Genomic DNA, 15,930 nt, shown 5'->3' with positions numbered 1-15,930 from the left:
CAGCCGCTACGGTTCCCGGCATGAGCTACTCGCTGAGCCTCTATCTCGTCGACCTCGAGAAGGCCCGGGGCGCCATCGGCTCCGGCGACGACAAGCTCCGCCGGATGATCGGCGGCCGGTTCAAGACCACGATCGCTCACGCGGACGAGTGGTTCGACAGCGAGATCAAGGCGGGTGCTCCCACGCGGTACGACGCCATCAGGGCGGTGATCGACGGCGGCCCGTACGACGCCGCGTACGGCTTCCAGTACGGCTACGCCTACCAGACGATCTGCCAGTTCCACGGCAGGTTCCTGGACAACAGCGAGTTCTCGCCGTTCCGGGGTGACTGGCTGGAGACGGTCGACCAGGGGCTCGCCGAGCTCGGCATCGGTGTCCGCGTCACCGACTTCATGTACGGCACGGTCCCTTCGGAGCTGCCCCCTCCCGATCATCTCCCTTGCTACGGCGAATGGTCGCCGAAGGAGTGCGCGCAGGCGGTGGCCGGCTGGGAGGCCACGGCCCAAGAGCAGCGCGACGCTCTCGACGAGGAGGTCCTCATGGCGATCGAGTCGTGCGTCGGGTGGGCACGCGAGGCGCAGGCCAGGCCCGGCTGGTCGGTCGCCGGCTTCGGCTTCTGACCGGCGACCCCTCACCCCGGCCGACGACGGCGGTCCACCCTCAGCGGCTCAGCGCCGTCTCCCGCTCGACACGTGACAGCTTCTCGGGATTGCGCACGAAGTAGAGCCCGGTGACGAGGCCGCCTTCGACCCGTACCGCCAGGACGCCGTCGATCTCCCCGTCGAGCCGCATGATGAGCCCCGGGCAGCCGTTGACCTGCACCGGCTCGACCGACGTCTGGGCGCCGACTCGCTCCAGACCGGCCGCCAGCAGACGGGACACCTTGCCGGCTCCCACGACGGGCTGCCGTACGGCCTGCTTGACTCCGCCGCCGTCGCTCAGGGCGACGACGTCCGGCGCGAGGACGTCGAGCAGGCCCTGCAGGTCACCGGTCTCCACCGCCCGTTGGAACGCCTGGAGCGCGGCCCGGCTGTCGGCCGGGGAGACGACGTCGCGCGGGCGGCGGGCGGCGACGTGTGTCCGTGCCCGGTGCGCGATCTGGCGGACGGCCGCAGGAGTCTTGTCGACGGCTTCGGCGATCTCGTCGTAGTCGAGTTCGAACACCTCGCGCAGCACGAACACCGCCCGCTCGGTCGGCGCGAGCGTCTCCAGCACCAGCAGCACGGCCAGCGACACGCTGTCGGCGAGTTCGACGTCATCGGCCACGTCGGGCGTGGTCAGCAGCGGTTCGGGCAGCCAGGGGCCGACGTAGGTCTCCTTGCGCCTGCTGAGCGTGCGCATGCGCATGAGCGCCTGGCGGGTCGTCATCCGCACGAGGTACGCGCGCCGGTTGTGCACCGTGTCGAGATCGATGTCGGTCCACAGCAGCCAGGTCTCCTGCAGGACGTCCTCGGCGTCGGCGGCGGAGCCGAGCATCTCGTACGCGACGGTGAACAGCAGGTTGCGGTGGGCGACGAACACCTCGGTAGCGGGGTCCGGGCGAGCGCCGTCGCTCACGCCGGGTCGTACGTCGTGCTCTGCCACCGATGGCTCCTCATCTCGACACATCACACCACGGCGGGCAGACGGTCGCCGTCTGCCTATGGCGCACGTCACACGCCTGAGCCGTCACACATCCCGCGGCGCCGGCACCTGGTGGACGAACCACCCACAACAGCACACCTTAGGGAGACCTCTCATGAACCTCGCGCTGTGGATCTGCGCCGGCCTGCTGGCCGTGGTCGCCTTGACCGGCGGCATCAGCAAGACATTCGTGCCCAAGGAGAAACTGTCCGCGGCCCCGGGCGGGGGATGGACCGGCGACGCCGGCGTCGGCCTCGTCAAGACCCTCGGCGTCCTCGAACTCCTGGCCGCGGCGGGCCTGATCCTGCCCGCGGTGGCCGGCGTCGCACCGGTGCTGGTGCCGGTGACCGCCACCTGCTGGGTGCTGCTGATGGTCGGCGCGATGATCACCCACGGCCGGCGCGGCGAGCCGAATTTCGTGGTCCTGAACCTGATCTACCTCCTGCTCGCGGCCTTCATCGCGTGGGGCCGCTTCGGCCCTGGATCCTTCACCGGCTGACAAGCGCGCCTTGCAATTTCGCTAATGGAATGCACTTCGCTATATTTTCATAAACTCTGTAGGGGTTCCGGTCCATCGCGTTAACTGGGCATACTGGCATTCCTTCAAAAAGGGTCCCGATCGGAGACAGTGGTGGCGACCGTCATTCCCGCCGCGCCGGGTCGGCTGCCGCTGCTCGGTCACCTGCCGTACTTGTTGCGCGCGCCGTTGCCGTTCATGCGGTCGCTGCGCGCGCTCGGTGACGTCGTGGTCATCCACGTTGCCGGCAAGCCGATGTACGTGGTGAATGACTCAGAGCTTGTCCACCGGATTCTGGTCGCGGACGTGAGTCGTTTCGACAAGGGAGTCCAGTACGACAAACTCAAGGCGCTGCTCGGGAACGGGCTCTCGACGGCCACCGGGGTGGCGCACCGGGACCGGCGCCGATTGATGCAGCCGGCGTTCCATCCGCAGCGCGTTGCCAGATATTCGACGCTGATGGGCGACCTCGCGTCATCGATGGTGGATGACTGGAAGGACGGCGAGGTGATCGCCGTCGACGAGGCGATGCGGCGGCTGTCGCTCATGGTGGTGGTCGGCGCGATGTGCTCGGCGGAGCTGGGGGCCGACGCCGTCGCGGTGATCCAGCGCGATCTGCCGGTCGTGTTGCGCGGCATTCCCTGGCGCGCGCTGTCGCCGATCGAGTCGCTGGAGCGGCTGCCGCTGCCCTTCAACCGCAACTTCGCCGCGGCCAACGCGAGGCTACGGCGCACGGTCGAGGAACTGATCGAGCGCTATCGAGCGGACGGCCTGGACCACAACGATCTGCTGTCTCTCCTGATGAGCGCGCACGACGCCCATACCGGAGCGGGGTTGGACGACACCGCGATCCGCGACGAGGTCGTCAACCTGCTCTTCGCCGGTACCGAGACGACCGGGAACGCGCTGGCATGGGTGTGGCACGCGCTCGCGGCAAACCCTGACGTGGAGCATCTCCTGCACGAGGAGGTCGACGCGGGCGGGTCCGCGTACACGCGGAGAGTGATCCGCGAAGCGCTCCGCCTCTACCCGCCGCCATGGCTGATCACACGACGCGTCCGAGAACCGGTCTCGCTCGGCGGGTACGACCTGCCCGCCGGGGCTTCAGTGCTTTTCAGCCCGTACGCGACCCACCGTGATCCGGCGGTCTATCCCGACGCGGAGCGCTTCGACCCGGACCGTTGGTCGCCCGAGCGAGCCCGCGAGGTGCCCCGGCACGCGTACATGACGTTCGGCGGTGGCGCGCACAACTGCATCGGCGAGGGATTCGCCCTCCTGGAGATGACGACGGTGACGGCGACGATCGCCGCGCGCGTCCGGTTGCGACCGGTCGACCGCACGGTGGAGAAGGCGTCCGCGACGTTGATACCGAGCCGGCTTCGCATGCGGGTCGAGCGGAGAGAGTAAGGCGGGTTGGCGATGCGAACGCTGAAGCACATCGAACGGCTTCTTCTCGACGTGCCGATTGAGGATGCCTACGAGTTCATTTCCGATCCACGCAACGATATCAAGTGGTATCGCGGAGTCACGGGAGTGAGGCTCGTTTCAGAGGCCGACGACGTGTACGAGCAGAGCCTCACGATGTTGGGTCTTCGATACCGGGCGCGGATCCGGGTGAGTGACCCGCGGCCGCCGCATCGTGTCGTGCTTTCGTCGGTCGACTCGCGTATTCCTTTCACCGCGACGTACATCTTCGAGCCGGTGGCTCCCGGCCGCACCCGTTTCACGATGGATGCGACGGTTACCATCACGGGGATCTTTCTTCCGCTCGGACCGCTTTTCATCCTTCTGCTTCGTCGCAGGGTGGGGAGAAACTTCATCCGGCTGGGACAGATCCTGGGAGCGGAAGAGAGTCAGACCGCGTAGTCGCCGGATCCACCGTCGTAGTGGAGGGCGTACATCTTCTCGTGAAACAGAACGAACCTCTTGATGAGCGCCGTGATCCGCTGATCGCGTAGGCGAGTCTCGAGCTGGGCGAGATCGTCGACGAGTGCCCTCCTGTGCCGCGTGTACAGGGCGGTGAAGTAGGCCAGTGAGTCGGACAGCACGGCCAACCCGTCGTGGACGTCGTCCTGTGGGTTCAGCTCGCTCAGGCAGACATTGAACTCACCGTGCTTCAGGTCCTTCCGGAAGCGGTTGAGGACCGGTTCGGCGTCCGAAGCCCGGGTCAGCACCGCGAGCACATCCTCGCCGTCGGCGGGTGGATGGCGCTCAGGCAGCTCTCGCAGGAATGCCCTCTGCTGCTCCCGCGTCATCCTCAGCAGGCGGGTGCCAAGGTCGTTCTGCAGGCGTACCAGCAACGCGGCGTTCGACATCGCTTCCAGCAGCGAGCCGTCCTCGACCGCACGGCGGTAGCCCATGTCCGTCCCGACCACTTCGCCGAGGACGGCCGTGAAGTAGCCGAGAGTCGGCACGACCAGAATTGTCTGGGCACCGAGGACGGCACGTTCCAGACGGGACAGGTGCCGGCTCTGCAGGATCCGGTTGACCGCCTGGTAGCGGTCGATGGTGGTGTCGCGGACCAGCGGCTCCGTGTAGGTTCCCCTGATCGCGGCGAGCACGTCGCGTCCACTTTCGACGTTGGCGACCAGCCCGAGCCAGACGGCGTGATCCAGTTCGTCGAGTGTGACCTCGCCGTGCGCCTCGGCGTAGTGCCGCGTGGCCGCGGTGTGACTGTCGGGGGCCAGGCTCTGCGCTGATCCGGAGAACACCGCCGCCGGGGTGCGGAGCCGGGCGAGCAACTCGGCCGCCGGCGTCGCGGACGGTGTACGAAGATCCGCGATCATGGTGTCGTTGAAGTCGACCAGCAGGTCCCGTTGCGCCGATGGGGCGCCGCGCCGGACACGGGCCAGGCCCAGGCCCAGATTGTCGGAGACGACCTCGAATACCTGGTAGAGGTTCACGGGGACGGCGTGGCGCAGCAGGATCGGCCAATCGGCGGCCTCGCCGAGGCCATCCAGCATCGCGGTGGTCATCACGGCCAGTTGGTTGAGCGCGATGATCCGGCAGAAGCCGTCTCTGTCCGGGTTTTCCGTGGTGAGGGCCCAGCCGTAGAAATCGCGGTATCCACTGGCCGGCATATAGCGGTTCAGGTCGCGGGTCAGTGCATCCCGGATGGCATCGAGTGCCTGGCGCCGGCGGAGGTTCACATCAACCGTCGGCGCCTCGCCCATGGCGGTCATCGGTGAGCCTGACCGCGGCGGACGTGGGTGAGGGCTCGCCTACGTGCTCGTTCGCGGGGAGCGATAGTGCGATGGTGCATGTCGACGACCAGAGGTGTTTTCGGGGGAAATTTCTCTAATGGGAGCCGATCTGCTCGTGTCGTGATGGTAGCAGGTTTTAGGCCGTCCAGTATGGATAATTCGGGCCGTCCGGCGTACCGGCGGCGCCTGCGGGTCAGGCGCGTCGCCCAGCGGCCGACCCCTCTGGACCGTGCCGATAGTGCGCGGCAGTTCCTTCTTGCCTCCTTGACGGAGGACGTCGGCATCGTTTTGGCGTTCTGTCATTCCGTAACTGACTTTTCGAAACAATTTAAACTGTTAGCTGGATAGGCCGACAGCCCGGCTACGATGCCGCGTAGTCGCAACCCCCGACGTGTCTGCAAAACAGAAGAGGGTTCAGGGCCATCCACCCCAGACGGGCCGTTTGAATGACCGCATCAACAGGGTTTGATGTCGCGCCTGAGCTGTGGGTGCGGGCGGGGCGTGGTGTCGATGAGACCTCCTCGCGGTTGGCCGACGGGGTGGATGCGTTCTGCCGGGCGGTGGGTGGGCAGCCGTTCGGTAGTGATGATCTGGGCCGTGGGCTGTTCGAGGGGTTCGTACGGCGCCGGGATGGACTGTTGAAGGACCTGCCTGCGGCGGTGAACCTGCTGCGCGGGATGGGCGCGGGGCTGGTCGATGCGGGCGGCCGGTACATCACGGCCGACGGAACGATCGTCGATGAGCTGGGCGGGCGACCAGGCGCGGTGCCGCCGCCGGGCCTGCCGCCGGGCACCGGTGTGTACCGGCCGCAGCCGGTTCCTGATGGGTCGCCCTCCACGATCTCGCCGCCGGACATCTGGCTTCGGGCGTCATGGTTTTTCGAGACCGCCGGGCTGGGGTTCGCCTGGCCTGATGGCGACGTCGGCGGCGTGGGGGCCTTGCGGGATGCCGCGACGACGATGGCGGCAGTGGTCGATGAGGTGACCTGCCTGGTCGCTGATCATTCGTGTCGGGTGAGCGGTAGCGGGTCCGGAGCCGCCACCGATGCGTTCGATAAGGCCGCGCGGGTGGTGCACGGTGAGGGTGGCCTGCTGGCGGATTTGAAACAGCGCTGTGAGGAACTGGCGGCCTACTGCCGAAAAGGCATCGACGCGATCGTCAAGGCCCAGTGGCATTTTGTGGCCTCAGCGGTCTTCGTGGTGGGGTTGATGGTCGCGGTCAGCATGCTCGGCCCGCTCGTCGAGACCGGGCTGATAGCGGCGTTGGAGCTGATCCGGCGAGAAGGTGAGGCGCTGCGGATCATCCTGCGACTATTGGTCAAGGCCGTGTTCGAAGCCGCGGTCGGCGCGGTGTTCTCCGGCGGACTCGATGTGATCGACCAGTTGTTCCGCACCGGTCACATCGAGTGGGGCGAGTTGGGCGGGGCGCTGGGGCAAGGCTTGATGGTGGGCGGGCTGATGGGCGGCGCCAAGGCGGGCCTGCCCGTACTGCTGCGCCGCGGACCCGCACTGACCCGCCTGGCCAATGCCATGGAATCCCCCGGTTTCGTCGGCATAGTGTCCCGCTTCGCGGTCGGCTTGGGCGTTGGCACCGGCGCCGTCGCGGCCACCAGCAAGATGAGCGGGCACGGCTGGGACTGGGAACACGCCTTCGAGACCGGGTTCGGTATGGCCCTCATCGGCGCCGGCGGCGAAACCATCACCCACGTCAGGGACGTCTTCCGCCTCGCCGGCCAGCCGCCCTCCCCCGTACAAAGCGACCACCTCATGTCAGACGCTGTCGCCGACGGCACAGACGCTGTCGCCGACGGCAGAACACCACAACCACCTCCCACGGCTGCGGCAGAGCATGGGCGCAACAGCCCAGATCGAACCTCCCGTTCCACGCCGGCTGAGACACACACGCAGCCGCCCGGCACGAACCCGGCCAACCCCGGCCACGCCGTCGACCCTGGGGAGGGCACCGTCCACGGCCAACGGATCGCAACCGGCGGTGACCTGGAAAGTGTCCACGCCAACGGTGACGCTGCCACCGCCCCCGACATCGACGGCATTCAGCCCAGAGCACCCGCCCCTCCCGCGTCGGCCACCGGAGCACAGCCTCAACCGCGGCTTGACGCGCCACCGGCAGACGGGCCGGCGGCAGGCCCCGCGACGTCCGCCCTCAGTTCCGTGCATACCGATCTCACCGATTCACCCCCGCCACCCGGCCGGCGCGGCATCGCCGACATCATCAACTTCAAGCCCTCCGGCCTGCCCGACTCCCAGAACCTCACCACGGGGCGGCCGGAGACAGGTCAGTCGGACGTCGTGGCCGCTCTCCCCGGTCACGGCGTCACGGAGGCGGTGAACGTTGACGGCCGACACCAGCCACTGGACCAGCGACACGGTTCCGCCGAACCGCCGGCACCACCCGAAGTCGTCGGGGACTGGAGGGAACAGGCGGAACGTGACTTCTCCTGGATCCGGAAAGTTGATCCGGATATCCGGAGACTGCTCGACGAACTTGACGCCATGACTCCTGAGACGAGGGAGCGGTGGCGGCACAGTGAGAACGCCCAGGAGGTATTGGACCTCATCCCGGAGGATGTGCGGAACAAACCGCAGAACCGGGTTCTGGTCGACGAGGCGGTCGCCGCGGGGGCGTTCCTGCTGGCGCATGTCGACGCCATTTATGGTCGGGCAGACAGTCCTCGAGTGCACGGCGGCACCCATCTGCCCGAGAGCGTGTACCTGTACCACAACGGCGATCACGCCCGGCAGGTGGCCAGAGACTCGCTGCGCTACATCAATGCGATACGGCGCCTGGCGCCCACCATTCATCCGTATTCGGATGTGAAGGTGATCGACAGCATGCTCTCAGGTTTCGGACACGACATCGTCCAGGCCCACGGCAGAGGACCCGACGAACGTATGGCCGCCGCGGTCACGGCCGCGGTCCTGGAACACCTCATGCCGCAGACCTATACCGAGGCGCGAGGGGACTACGCCGTCAACTCCGTCAAGGCGACCAGGTACAACGAACAGACCAAGGCCCAAGATGTCGATCCCGGCCGGGGCGACGCCCCGGGGCAGATCGCCACCAGCGTGGGCGACATCTGGCTCAACGACCCTGCCAGCGGCGAGGCGGGCGCCCGCCTCGCGGTTGAGGAAATAGCGAAATATGAACGACTCGGCCCGGAATTCATGCGAAGACTCCGCCAAGCCGGCCTCGACCCCCACACCGCGACCCCTATGGAACTGCTGAACGCCATCGAATCCGACCCGGTGCTGCGTTCCGTGTACGTCGACCACGCCAAGGGGCAGGTGTGGTTCTACACCTACCAGCGGCCGACCGACGTAATCGTCCACGCCGAATTCCCCGGCCGAATGGACAACATCGTTGTGCACAAGGTCCTGGTCCCGATGCTGGAGGAGGGGCAGATCACTGTTCCTGAGTACTACGTCATCCTCCGCGAGTACGGCCAAGGAAGGGTGACGATCAACGGCTTCGCCGATCGTGTGCAGGAATATCGTCTCAACGGTCTCGACCTCTACATCAGTGAGCCTTCTCCGCCGAGCGGCTGATCTGCTGGTGCAACGGCTCGTCGCCACCGGCCACCCCTCACCCGTACGCCGGGGGAGGGGCGGATCCCGGGTGCGTCCGTCGCACGCCATTCGGCAGCCAGCACTCCAGTGCCGTGTCGGCGATTTCCTGGAGTTCGTCCCGGCCGAGGCCGCTGGCGGCCTGGACGGCGATGCCGAACGTCACCGTCATGACGTATCGGGCGAGCCGTCGAGGGTCGGCGTCGCGCGGCAGATCGCCCTCGTCGACGGCCCGCCGGAAACGCTCCTCAAGGCGTAGAGCCGAAGCGTTCCGCCACTCGACCAGCATGTCGTGCGCGGGCCGCCCCGCTTCGCTCGACGCCAGCGCGACCTGCACGCCCAGGCATCCCGAAGGGCCGCCGGGGGGCGTCGTGGTCTGAACCGCTCCGCGGAGGATCGCCTCGACCACGCCTCGTGCGGTCGGCTCCTCCAGGGCGCGCGTCCCGTAGTCGGCCGGGCCCTCGGTGTAGCGCTCCAGGGCTTTGCGGAACAGCTCCTTCTTGTCGCCGAAGGCCGCGTACAGGCTTGGCTTCGTGATGCCCATGGCCTTGGTCAGATCGGTGAGGCTGACCCCCTCGTATCCCCGTTCCCAGAACATCTGCATGGCGCGCTCGAGCGCCTCGTCGATATCGAACTCTCGAGGCCGACCCATGACGACGTTCCGCGAACCAGCCATGTGCGCAGCGTACTCCCGCCGTTCGCCCTACCTCGGCGTGTCGGTACCTGCTGTCGGTGGTCACCGAGGGCTGCGTGCGGCACGACCCGCATCGCCGCCGTGGGCGGACTTCTATTCCGCTCGGAATAGAAGTCCGGGAGTCGAGGTTCGCCCCTCTGCGGCAGCCGCCGCGACGAGGGCGCGGAAGCGTCGCACGTCATCAGCACCCAGTACCGCCCGATCCCGGGCGACAGAGAGGCATCATGCCTGACACCGACCTGCGCGACATCGAAGCGCTCAACGCCCGTAAGTCCGACGGCATCGCTGTTGTCACCGGCGCCAGCCGCGGTATCGGGGCGGCCATCGCCAGCCGTCTCGGCGCCGACGGGTACACCGTCGCAGTTCACTACCGCCAGGACTCGACCGCCGCGGCCGACGTCGTCGAGAAGATCATCGCGGCCGGCGGCACGGCGTTCTCCTTCGCCGCCGACCTGGCCGAACCCGACACCGGCACCGCCTTCTGGGCTTCCTACGACGCGGCCGCGGGCGCGCTGCGCGACGTGCCCGTGCGGGTGCTGGTGAACAACGCTGGGATCGTCGTGAACGGCGTCATCGAGGAGACCGCCGCCGAGGACTTCATCCGCCAGCAGCAGATCAACACCACCGCGCCGTTCCTGATCATCAAGTCCGCCCTGCCACGCCTGGCCGACGGCGGACGCGTGGTGAACGTCTCCTCAGGCGCCACCCGCGTCCCTATCCCCGGCATCATCGGATACACCATGACCAAGGGAGCCCTCGAAGCTCTCACACTCCCGCTCGCCCAGCACCTCGGCCCACGCGGCATCACCGTCAACGCCGTCCGCCCCGGCACTACCGACACCGACATGAACGCCGACTGGTTGCGCGGCAACTCCGAGGCCATGGCCACCATCGTCGCGAAGAGCGCCCTCGGCCGCGTCGGCGGGCCCGCCGACATCGCCGACGTCGTCGCTCTTCTCGCCTCCCACGACGCCCGGTGGATCACGGGCCAGATCATCGACGCCACCGGCGGCGAGCGCCTGTAGGCGACACAGTCGACACTCGACAGAGCCCGGCCGGCGGCCGGGCTCTCGGAGGTGCGGTGACCTCGGGTGGGGCCGCGTGCGCGGAGGGGTCTACTTCGACTCGACGCGTCCGATCGGTGCTGTGCTGCCGGCGAGCGCTGCAGCGGCCCGCGTCCAGGCTGGATCTTCGGGGTAGAGCTCGCTGCGCAGATAAGCCCAGATGAGCGCTCGTACGGCAGCGCCACGGTCGGGGTTTTCGTCGGTGGTCTCGGCCGCATCGAAGGTCGAAATACCGCCCATGCTCCGCGTCGAGAATCTCCAGTCGAGTCTTCGGCGCGGGAGCCGCGGTGTAGGGATCGCTTCGCCAGTCCCGCCGGTCGGAGAAGAAGGGGTGCCAGTCCTTCTCTCCGACGACGATGAGGATCTTCGGCGTCATGCCGTCGAAATTGGTGCTGGTGAGCGCCGCGTAGGGCTGCGCCGCCGGGCCGTTCAAGTCCTCGCCGCGGCCGGGAGCGGCCTTCCCCGACCGCACCGCGATCATCCGCCTCGTCGGGGCGGTGCTGATGGAACAGACCGAAGAATGGACCGAAGCCCGCCGCTACATGGGCCTGGAATTTCTCGCCGGAACGCGCCTGCGCGTGCTGGAGAGCGAAACGCCGGACAAAAACCCCACCACACAAGGGATCACCTCTTAACCTGCAGAAACAGGATCACGAGGAGGCCGTCTTACACCACTCCGCTGGACGTGACCCGTTTCTTTCGGTGACTTTCTCGGCGTGGCGAAGGACCGCCAGGCGTCGCTGGGCCTGGCGGTCGAGCTGCTGTTGCGGCGATGGGCATGAGAGATCTCCGTAGTCATCGGAGACCCCGATTGTCAACAAAATCCGGCATTTTTAGAAATGCTGGACAGGCCCCCACTCCTGGAGAGATACCTCCTACAGGCATCCGCGTGGCTTGGTCACCGACCGGGTGGAAGGGGACGCTGTGATGGACGGGTTCGCGGTTGTTCCCGAGGCGTGGGTGGGGGCGGCGAAAGGAATCAGTCAGGCTTCGGATGTGCTAGCGGATGGGGTGGATGCGTTTCGCCTGGCGTTGGGTGGTGGATCGCCGTTCGGGAGTGATGATCTGGGACGGGCACTCTTTGAGGGGGACTCCGGCGCCGGGGCATCGGGGTTCGTGGGGATACGCGACGGGTTGTTGAAGGACCTGGCGTGGACGGTGAATTTCCTGCGGGGGATGGCGGCCGGGCTGGTCACCTCGGGCGAGGTGTATGTCGAGGCGGATGGAACTCTGGTGGACCAGCTGCGCGGCCGGAGAACGCGGGGCGCTGCGGTCCCGTCGCCGCGGCGTGGTGCGGCAGGGGTGCCGGAGAGCTATGTGCTGAAGCCGGTTCCGCAAGAGATGGCGGTCACCACACCGGCGCCACCGATCTGGAAACAGGCGGTGTGGATCTTGGAGGCGGTGGGAGCCGGATGTTCCTGGCCGGACGGTGACCTCGGCGGCATCGAGTCGTGGCGGGAGGCGGCACGGACGATGGCGCGTGTGGTCGGGGAGGTGGCCGACCTGGTCGGCGGGCACGCGCGGCGGGTGAGCGGGAGTGGTGAGGGAGCCGCGACCGAGGCGTTCACCTCGACTGCGCGGCGGGTTCACGGTGAGGCGGGGTTGCTGGAGAGCCTGGCGGCCCGCTGTGAGCATCTGGCGCAGTACTGCGAGGGCGGCGCCGATGCGATCGTGAGGGCACGGTGGCAGTGTCTGCCCTCGGCGTTGTTCGTGGTGGCGTTGATGAGGTACGGGGCTGTGCTCGGCGGGTGGGCCGAGGCGGCCGTGCTGCCGTTGATCCGGCTGGAGGGCCTGGCGCTGCGAATCGCGTTGGGGGTGATCCGCCAGGCGGCGCTCGGGTTGGTGTACTCGGCCGGCCTCGATGGGATCGGCCAGTTGGTGCGGTGGGACGGGTTCCATCCAGGTGAACTGCTGGGGGCGTTGTGGCAGGGCGCGTTCGCGGGCGGGCTCATGGGGGTCGCAGACGCGGGACTGCCCGCTCTGGCGGGCCGGTCCCCGGCACTGACCTGGCTGGCCCACGCGATGGAATCACCCGGTGCAGGCGGGAGCGCGACCCGATTCGTGGTCGGCGGAAGTGTCGGCACCGCGGCCATCGCGACGGCCGGCGCGGTGAGCGGGCACGGGTGGGACCTCGAACACGCCGCCGAGACCGGCTTCGGTATGGCCTTCATCGGCACCGGCACCGAACTGGCCGGTAAAGCCCACCAGTGGTTCAGAGCCCGCCGTTCCGCCGCCGCTTCCCCGGGCGGGGTGTCTCGATGGATATCTCCAGACGGCGTTCTCGACAACCCGGACAGAATGTCGCCCTACCCCCTCCGCAGCAAGGAGACAGGAACCGGCTACGACATTCTCGGCGAGGTCGTCGCGAAAGACGGCGGCACCGTTCAGTCCGCCGACCGGATGCCCCGCACCGAGCTCACGGCCACCCCACCTCGCGACACCAGCACAGCGCGCGGCGTAGGAGCGAGGCAGGAGGAGAACACAGGCACCGTTGCCGCGGTCGGCAGACCCGGCGGCGACACGGCTGAGGCTCACAACGACGCGGAGCCGAACACGATCGCCGCGGCGCTCAGCGGGAGAGAACCGGCCGACCGAGGCGGTCACACCGGAGAGCCGGCGGCAGGGGAGCGCGGCGAGGGTACGGCGGTCCGCCCCGACCCGACGTGGCCCGAGTCGACCGAAGCCGCACGAGTCCATCCGGCGCGAGGGGAGCCGACGCAGGACGGGTCGGCGCGGGCCGAGCCGATGCCGACGGCCGATCCGGCGGACCGGCCCGGCGATCCGCCGGGACCGGTCACCCGGGCGAGCGCGGAAAACCCCGGCACCCCGCCCCCGCCCGAGTACCGGCCACCCGTGCGGGACACGCCTACCCCTCCGACTGACGAACCGGTTCACCACGGCGCCACGAACTCTGCCGATCCGGGTACTCCAGCCGCGGAACTGTCCGGTAAGACGCCTTCCGGGCAAGACCCGACCGGCCACGCCCCGGCGGCCTTGTCCTCCCAGCCCCCTGAGACCCCGGCGCGGAACCATGGGGACCCGGGCCAACTCGTCGCTCATGAGCCACCACGCGGCCAGGACGCGATATCGCCCGTTCCGGAACCGCACCGGAATAGGTCTGTGGCGATCGCTTCACATTTGGAAATACCAGGATTCCGCCATGTTAGAAGCGGAAAGGTTCGGGAGATATTTGAGCCAACAATTCAGGCAACTGGGCATATGGATAAAAGCAACCCGTCTGGTGACTTCTTGCTTCTCCTGGCTACCGACCGCCTGTCTGCATTCGACCGATCACTTAACGTGCACCTACCAGGAAAGGGCGTCATTCAAACAGCAATGACGCAATTCTGGCTTGATTGGATGAGTCATCTCATGCCTAATCATATGCTAGGTTGGCGCGCATCGGAAATACCGATTTCTGCGCATCCCTTTATTGGGCGGATAATGAAGATCAAGACTTTGGACATGATTCCGATTGAATGTGTCGCCAGAGGTTTTCTCTATGGCTCGGCGTTGAGCGAGTATTCGAAAAAAGGGACCGTCGCTGGTTACCGCCTTCCAGGCAATCTCCAGTCGGGCGACATGCTCCCTGAGCCGCTCTTCACGCCATCATTGAAAATGTCCACCGGACACGACATGAATCTCACTCGAGAGCAGGCTATTTCGCTGCTCGGAGAAGGGCTGTATGAGAAGCTGAGGGTATTCACTATGTCCGCCTACGAATTTGCCTTCAACTATGCCGAAAAACGAGGAATATTTATTGCGGACACCAAGCTCGAATTCGGAATAGACGGAAAGGAGGTCCGTCTTGCGGATGAGGTCTTCACGCCCGACTCCTCTCGCTTTTGGATTGCTTCTGAATGGCGGCCCGGGAAAGCGCCCGCGTCTCTCGACAAGAGATACCTAAGAGAATGGCTAATGAATTCTTCTTGGGATGGCATTTCTCCTAATCCTCCAATTCCTCAATCCGTCATCAATAAGACAGTAGAGTCTTATCACAGTGCTTTCCAGGCCATCACGGGTATGACGATTGCCCAGTGGCAGATTAATGCTGAGACGACTTGATAAGTGAACCCATTTCATCCTCGCGGGGGATGTGCAGGTCACGGCATGGCTCACGCAAGCCCTGCGGAAGGCCAACAAGGACCGGCTGACCCACGTGACCCTGGACGGGGCCCTCATCCATACCGACCGGGTCAAAGCCGACCGGCCCTACTTCTCCGGCAAGCATCGCGTACACGGGATGAACGTCCAGGTCATCGCCGGACCGGACGGGACGATCCTGTGGACATCGGAAGCGCTGCCTGGCTCCACCACGACCTGACCGCCACACGAATATGGGGCATCCTGCGTGAGCTGGAGAAGGCCGGAATCCTCACGCTCGCGGACAAGGGCTACCAGGGAGCCGAGGGCGCGGTCGTCATCACCCCTTACGAGGGCAAGAACAAGCCGGAGTCTCAAAAGCAGGCCAACCGGTCACACGCCAAGCTCCGCGGACCCGGCGAGCGTGCGAACGCTCAGCTCAAGTCATGGAGGATTCTGCGGAAACTCCGGTGCGGCCCCACCAAGGCCGGCCACCTCGTCAAGGCCATCGCCGTCCTGCAAAATCACCGAGCCGCTCAAGCGACCCGAGGATGAAATGGGTTCAGTGAGATCACGGGGATTCGATCTTCGCGTCCGGGACCATCCCCGCGTGCGCGGGGAGCATGACGTCGTGACCTTCCGGATCCCCTTGTCGGTGGGATCATCTCCGCGCTGGGATGGTCCCACCGCGTCACGGCACGCGGCCCACGTCGGCGAGTGCTCTCCGCGCACGCGGGGATGTTCCCGATTCCCGGCTCGTGGACCGGACCCGCAGATGCAGAACTTGGGCACGTATTCGGCACAGGCACCCGGGGACGGTCGATACGAGTCGCTTACAGTCGGACATCATCTGAGTGGCACCTGACCGCGATGACGCTGGTCACGACTGAGATGCCCCGGGTGGACGGTGGCGCGCCCAGAGGGATTCGAACCCCCGACCGTCGGATTAGAAGTCCGATGCTCTATCCGGCTGAGCTATGGGCGCCGGTCGATCAGAGTGTACGGACTCCGGAGCGTTGATGTGGAGCCGGTGGCCGCTTACCGCCATCGGCCGCCTGCCGGACGGGCTCCGGTGTGGCCGGAACCGGCCGTATCGCCGGGAGCTGCGGCGATGCGTATCAGTCGCATAACTTGTTCGATCTTTGTCTGACATAGACGATCA

Annotated in this window: 10 protein-coding genes, 1 tRNA gene and 2 pseudogenes; 9 read left to right on the top strand and 4 right to left on the bottom strand. The window is 66.7% G+C overall.

From position 1 onward, the window contains the following. Window positions 1-20 precede the first annotated feature (20 nt). A complete protein-coding gene (locus tag ACQEV1_RS41450) occupies window positions 21-620 on the top strand; it encodes a DUF7691 family protein (protein WP_433402024.1) in 600 nt (199 codons plus the stop codon). Between the two features lie 40 nt (window positions 621-660). On the opposite strand, the gene ACQEV1_RS41445 is transcribed toward ACQEV1_RS41450, so the two are convergent. After that, the gene (locus ACQEV1_RS41445; protein WP_433402023.1) at window positions 661-1,584 is read right to left on the bottom strand and encodes an RNA polymerase sigma-70 factor; all 924 of its coding nucleotides are present in this window, start codon (window positions 1,582-1,584) and stop codon (window positions 661-663) included. A 154-nt stretch (window positions 1,585-1,738) separates the two neighbouring features. Between ACQEV1_RS41445 and ACQEV1_RS41440 the strand changes: the two genes are divergently transcribed. From ACQEV1_RS41440 to ACQEV1_RS41430, 3 genes are all read left to right on the top strand, one after another. Further along, window positions 1,739-2,122: a DoxX family protein gene (locus tag ACQEV1_RS41440; RefSeq protein ID WP_285630774.1), complete on the top strand. Its 384-nt coding sequence runs from the start codon at window positions 1,739-1,741 to the stop codon at window positions 2,120-2,122. A gap of 132 nt (window positions 2,123-2,254) precedes the next feature. Further along, on the top strand, window positions 2,255-3,547 hold the full coding sequence (locus ACQEV1_RS41435) for a cytochrome P450 (protein WP_433402021.1): 1,293 nt from the start codon (window positions 2,255-2,257) through the stop codon (window positions 3,545-3,547). Between the two features lie 12 nt (window positions 3,548-3,559). Next, window positions 3,560-4,006 (top strand): SRPBCC family protein, encoded by a 447-nt coding sequence (locus ACQEV1_RS41430; protein WP_433402020.1) that lies wholly within the window; start codon window positions 3,560-3,562, stop codon window positions 4,004-4,006. On the opposite strand, the gene ACQEV1_RS41425 is transcribed toward ACQEV1_RS41430, so the two are convergent. Then, the gene (locus tag ACQEV1_RS41425; protein ID WP_433402018.1) at window positions 3,994-5,313 is read right to left on the bottom strand and encodes a hypothetical protein; all 1,320 of its coding nucleotides are present in this window, start codon (window positions 5,311-5,313) and stop codon (window positions 3,994-3,996) included. The two genes, ACQEV1_RS41430 and ACQEV1_RS41425, sit on opposite strands and share 13 nt — an antisense overlap. A gap of 476 nt (window positions 5,314-5,789) precedes the next feature. On the opposite strand from ACQEV1_RS41425, the gene ACQEV1_RS41420 reads away from it, so the two are divergent. Then, window positions 5,790-8,909, top strand: coding sequence for a hypothetical protein (locus tag ACQEV1_RS41420; RefSeq protein WP_433402017.1), 3,120 nt, complete (start codon window positions 5,790-5,792; stop codon window positions 8,907-8,909). Window positions 8,910-8,946: 37 nt separating this feature from the next. Here the strand turns inward: ACQEV1_RS41420 and ACQEV1_RS41415 are convergent, their stop codons facing one another. Further along, a complete protein-coding gene (locus ACQEV1_RS41415) occupies window positions 8,947-9,603 on the bottom strand; it encodes a TetR/AcrR family transcriptional regulator (protein ID WP_433402015.1) in 657 nt (218 codons plus the stop codon). A gap of 242 nt (window positions 9,604-9,845) precedes the next feature. Between ACQEV1_RS41415 and ACQEV1_RS41410 the strand changes: the two genes are divergently transcribed. From ACQEV1_RS41410 to ACQEV1_RS41395, 4 genes and pseudogenes are all read left to right on the top strand, one after another. After that, the gene (locus ACQEV1_RS41410; RefSeq protein WP_433402013.1) at window positions 9,846-10,646 is read left to right on the top strand and encodes an SDR family oxidoreductase; all 801 of its coding nucleotides are present in this window, start codon (window positions 9,846-9,848) and stop codon (window positions 10,644-10,646) included. Window positions 10,647-11,143: 497 nt separating this feature from the next. After that, window positions 11,144-11,320 (top strand): annotated as a pseudogene (locus ACQEV1_RS41405) (IS256 family transposase); the annotation flags it as partial. A 292-nt stretch (window positions 11,321-11,612) separates the two neighbouring features. Then, window positions 11,613-14,750 (top strand): phosphoribosylaminoimidazolesuccinocarboxamide synthase, encoded by a 3,138-nt coding sequence (locus tag ACQEV1_RS41400; protein ID WP_433402012.1) that lies wholly within the window; start codon window positions 11,613-11,615, stop codon window positions 14,748-14,750. Window positions 14,751-14,799: 49 nt separating this feature from the next. Beyond that, window positions 14,800-15,323, top strand: a pseudogene (locus ACQEV1_RS41395) (transposase family protein); the annotation flags it as partial. Between the two features lie 353 nt (window positions 15,324-15,676). On the opposite strand, the gene ACQEV1_RS41390 reads toward ACQEV1_RS41395, so the two are convergent. Further along, window positions 15,677-15,753: transfer RNA gene (locus tag ACQEV1_RS41390), tRNA-Arg, on the bottom strand. Window positions 15,754-15,930: the final 177 nt, after the last annotated feature.

It is taken from the genome of Actinoallomurus sp. CA-142502 (assembly GCF_050936355.1).
Taxonomy (GTDB): Bacteria; Actinomycetota; Actinomycetes; order Streptosporangiales; family Streptosporangiaceae; genus Actinoallomurus; species Actinoallomurus iriomotensis.
The sequence above is the reverse complement of the archived record's forward strand: the minus strand, read 5'-3'. Positions and strand labels throughout refer to the sequence as shown.

Bases quoted from the DNA above. Each gene is read 5' to 3' on its own strand.
- ACQEV1_RS41450 (WP_433402024.1), top strand. From the start codon at position 21: ATGAGCTACTCGCTGAGCCTCTATCTCGTCGACCTCGAGAAGGCCCGG.
- ACQEV1_RS41415 (WP_433402015.1), bottom strand. From the start codon at position 9,603: ATGGCTGGTTCGCGGAACGTCGTCATGGGTCGGCCTCGAGAGTTCGAT.
- ACQEV1_RS41420 (WP_433402017.1), top strand. From the start codon at position 5,790: ATGACCGCATCAACAGGGTTTGATGTCGCGCCTGAGCTGTGGGTGCGG.
- ACQEV1_RS41440 (WP_285630774.1), top strand. From the start codon at position 1,739: ATGAACCTCGCGCTGTGGATCTGCGCCGGCCTGCTGGCCGTGGTCGCC.
- ACQEV1_RS41425 (WP_433402018.1), bottom strand. From the start codon at position 5,313: ATGGGCGAGGCGCCGACGGTTGATGTGAACCTCCGCCGGCGCCAGGCA.
- ACQEV1_RS41400 (WP_433402012.1), top strand. From the start codon at position 11,613: ATGGACGGGTTCGCGGTTGTTCCCGAGGCGTGGGTGGGGGCGGCGAAA.
- ACQEV1_RS41430 (WP_433402020.1), top strand. From the start codon at position 3,560: ATGCGAACGCTGAAGCACATCGAACGGCTTCTTCTCGACGTGCCGATT.
- ACQEV1_RS41410 (WP_433402013.1), top strand. From the start codon at position 9,846: ATGCCTGACACCGACCTGCGCGACATCGAAGCGCTCAACGCCCGTAAG.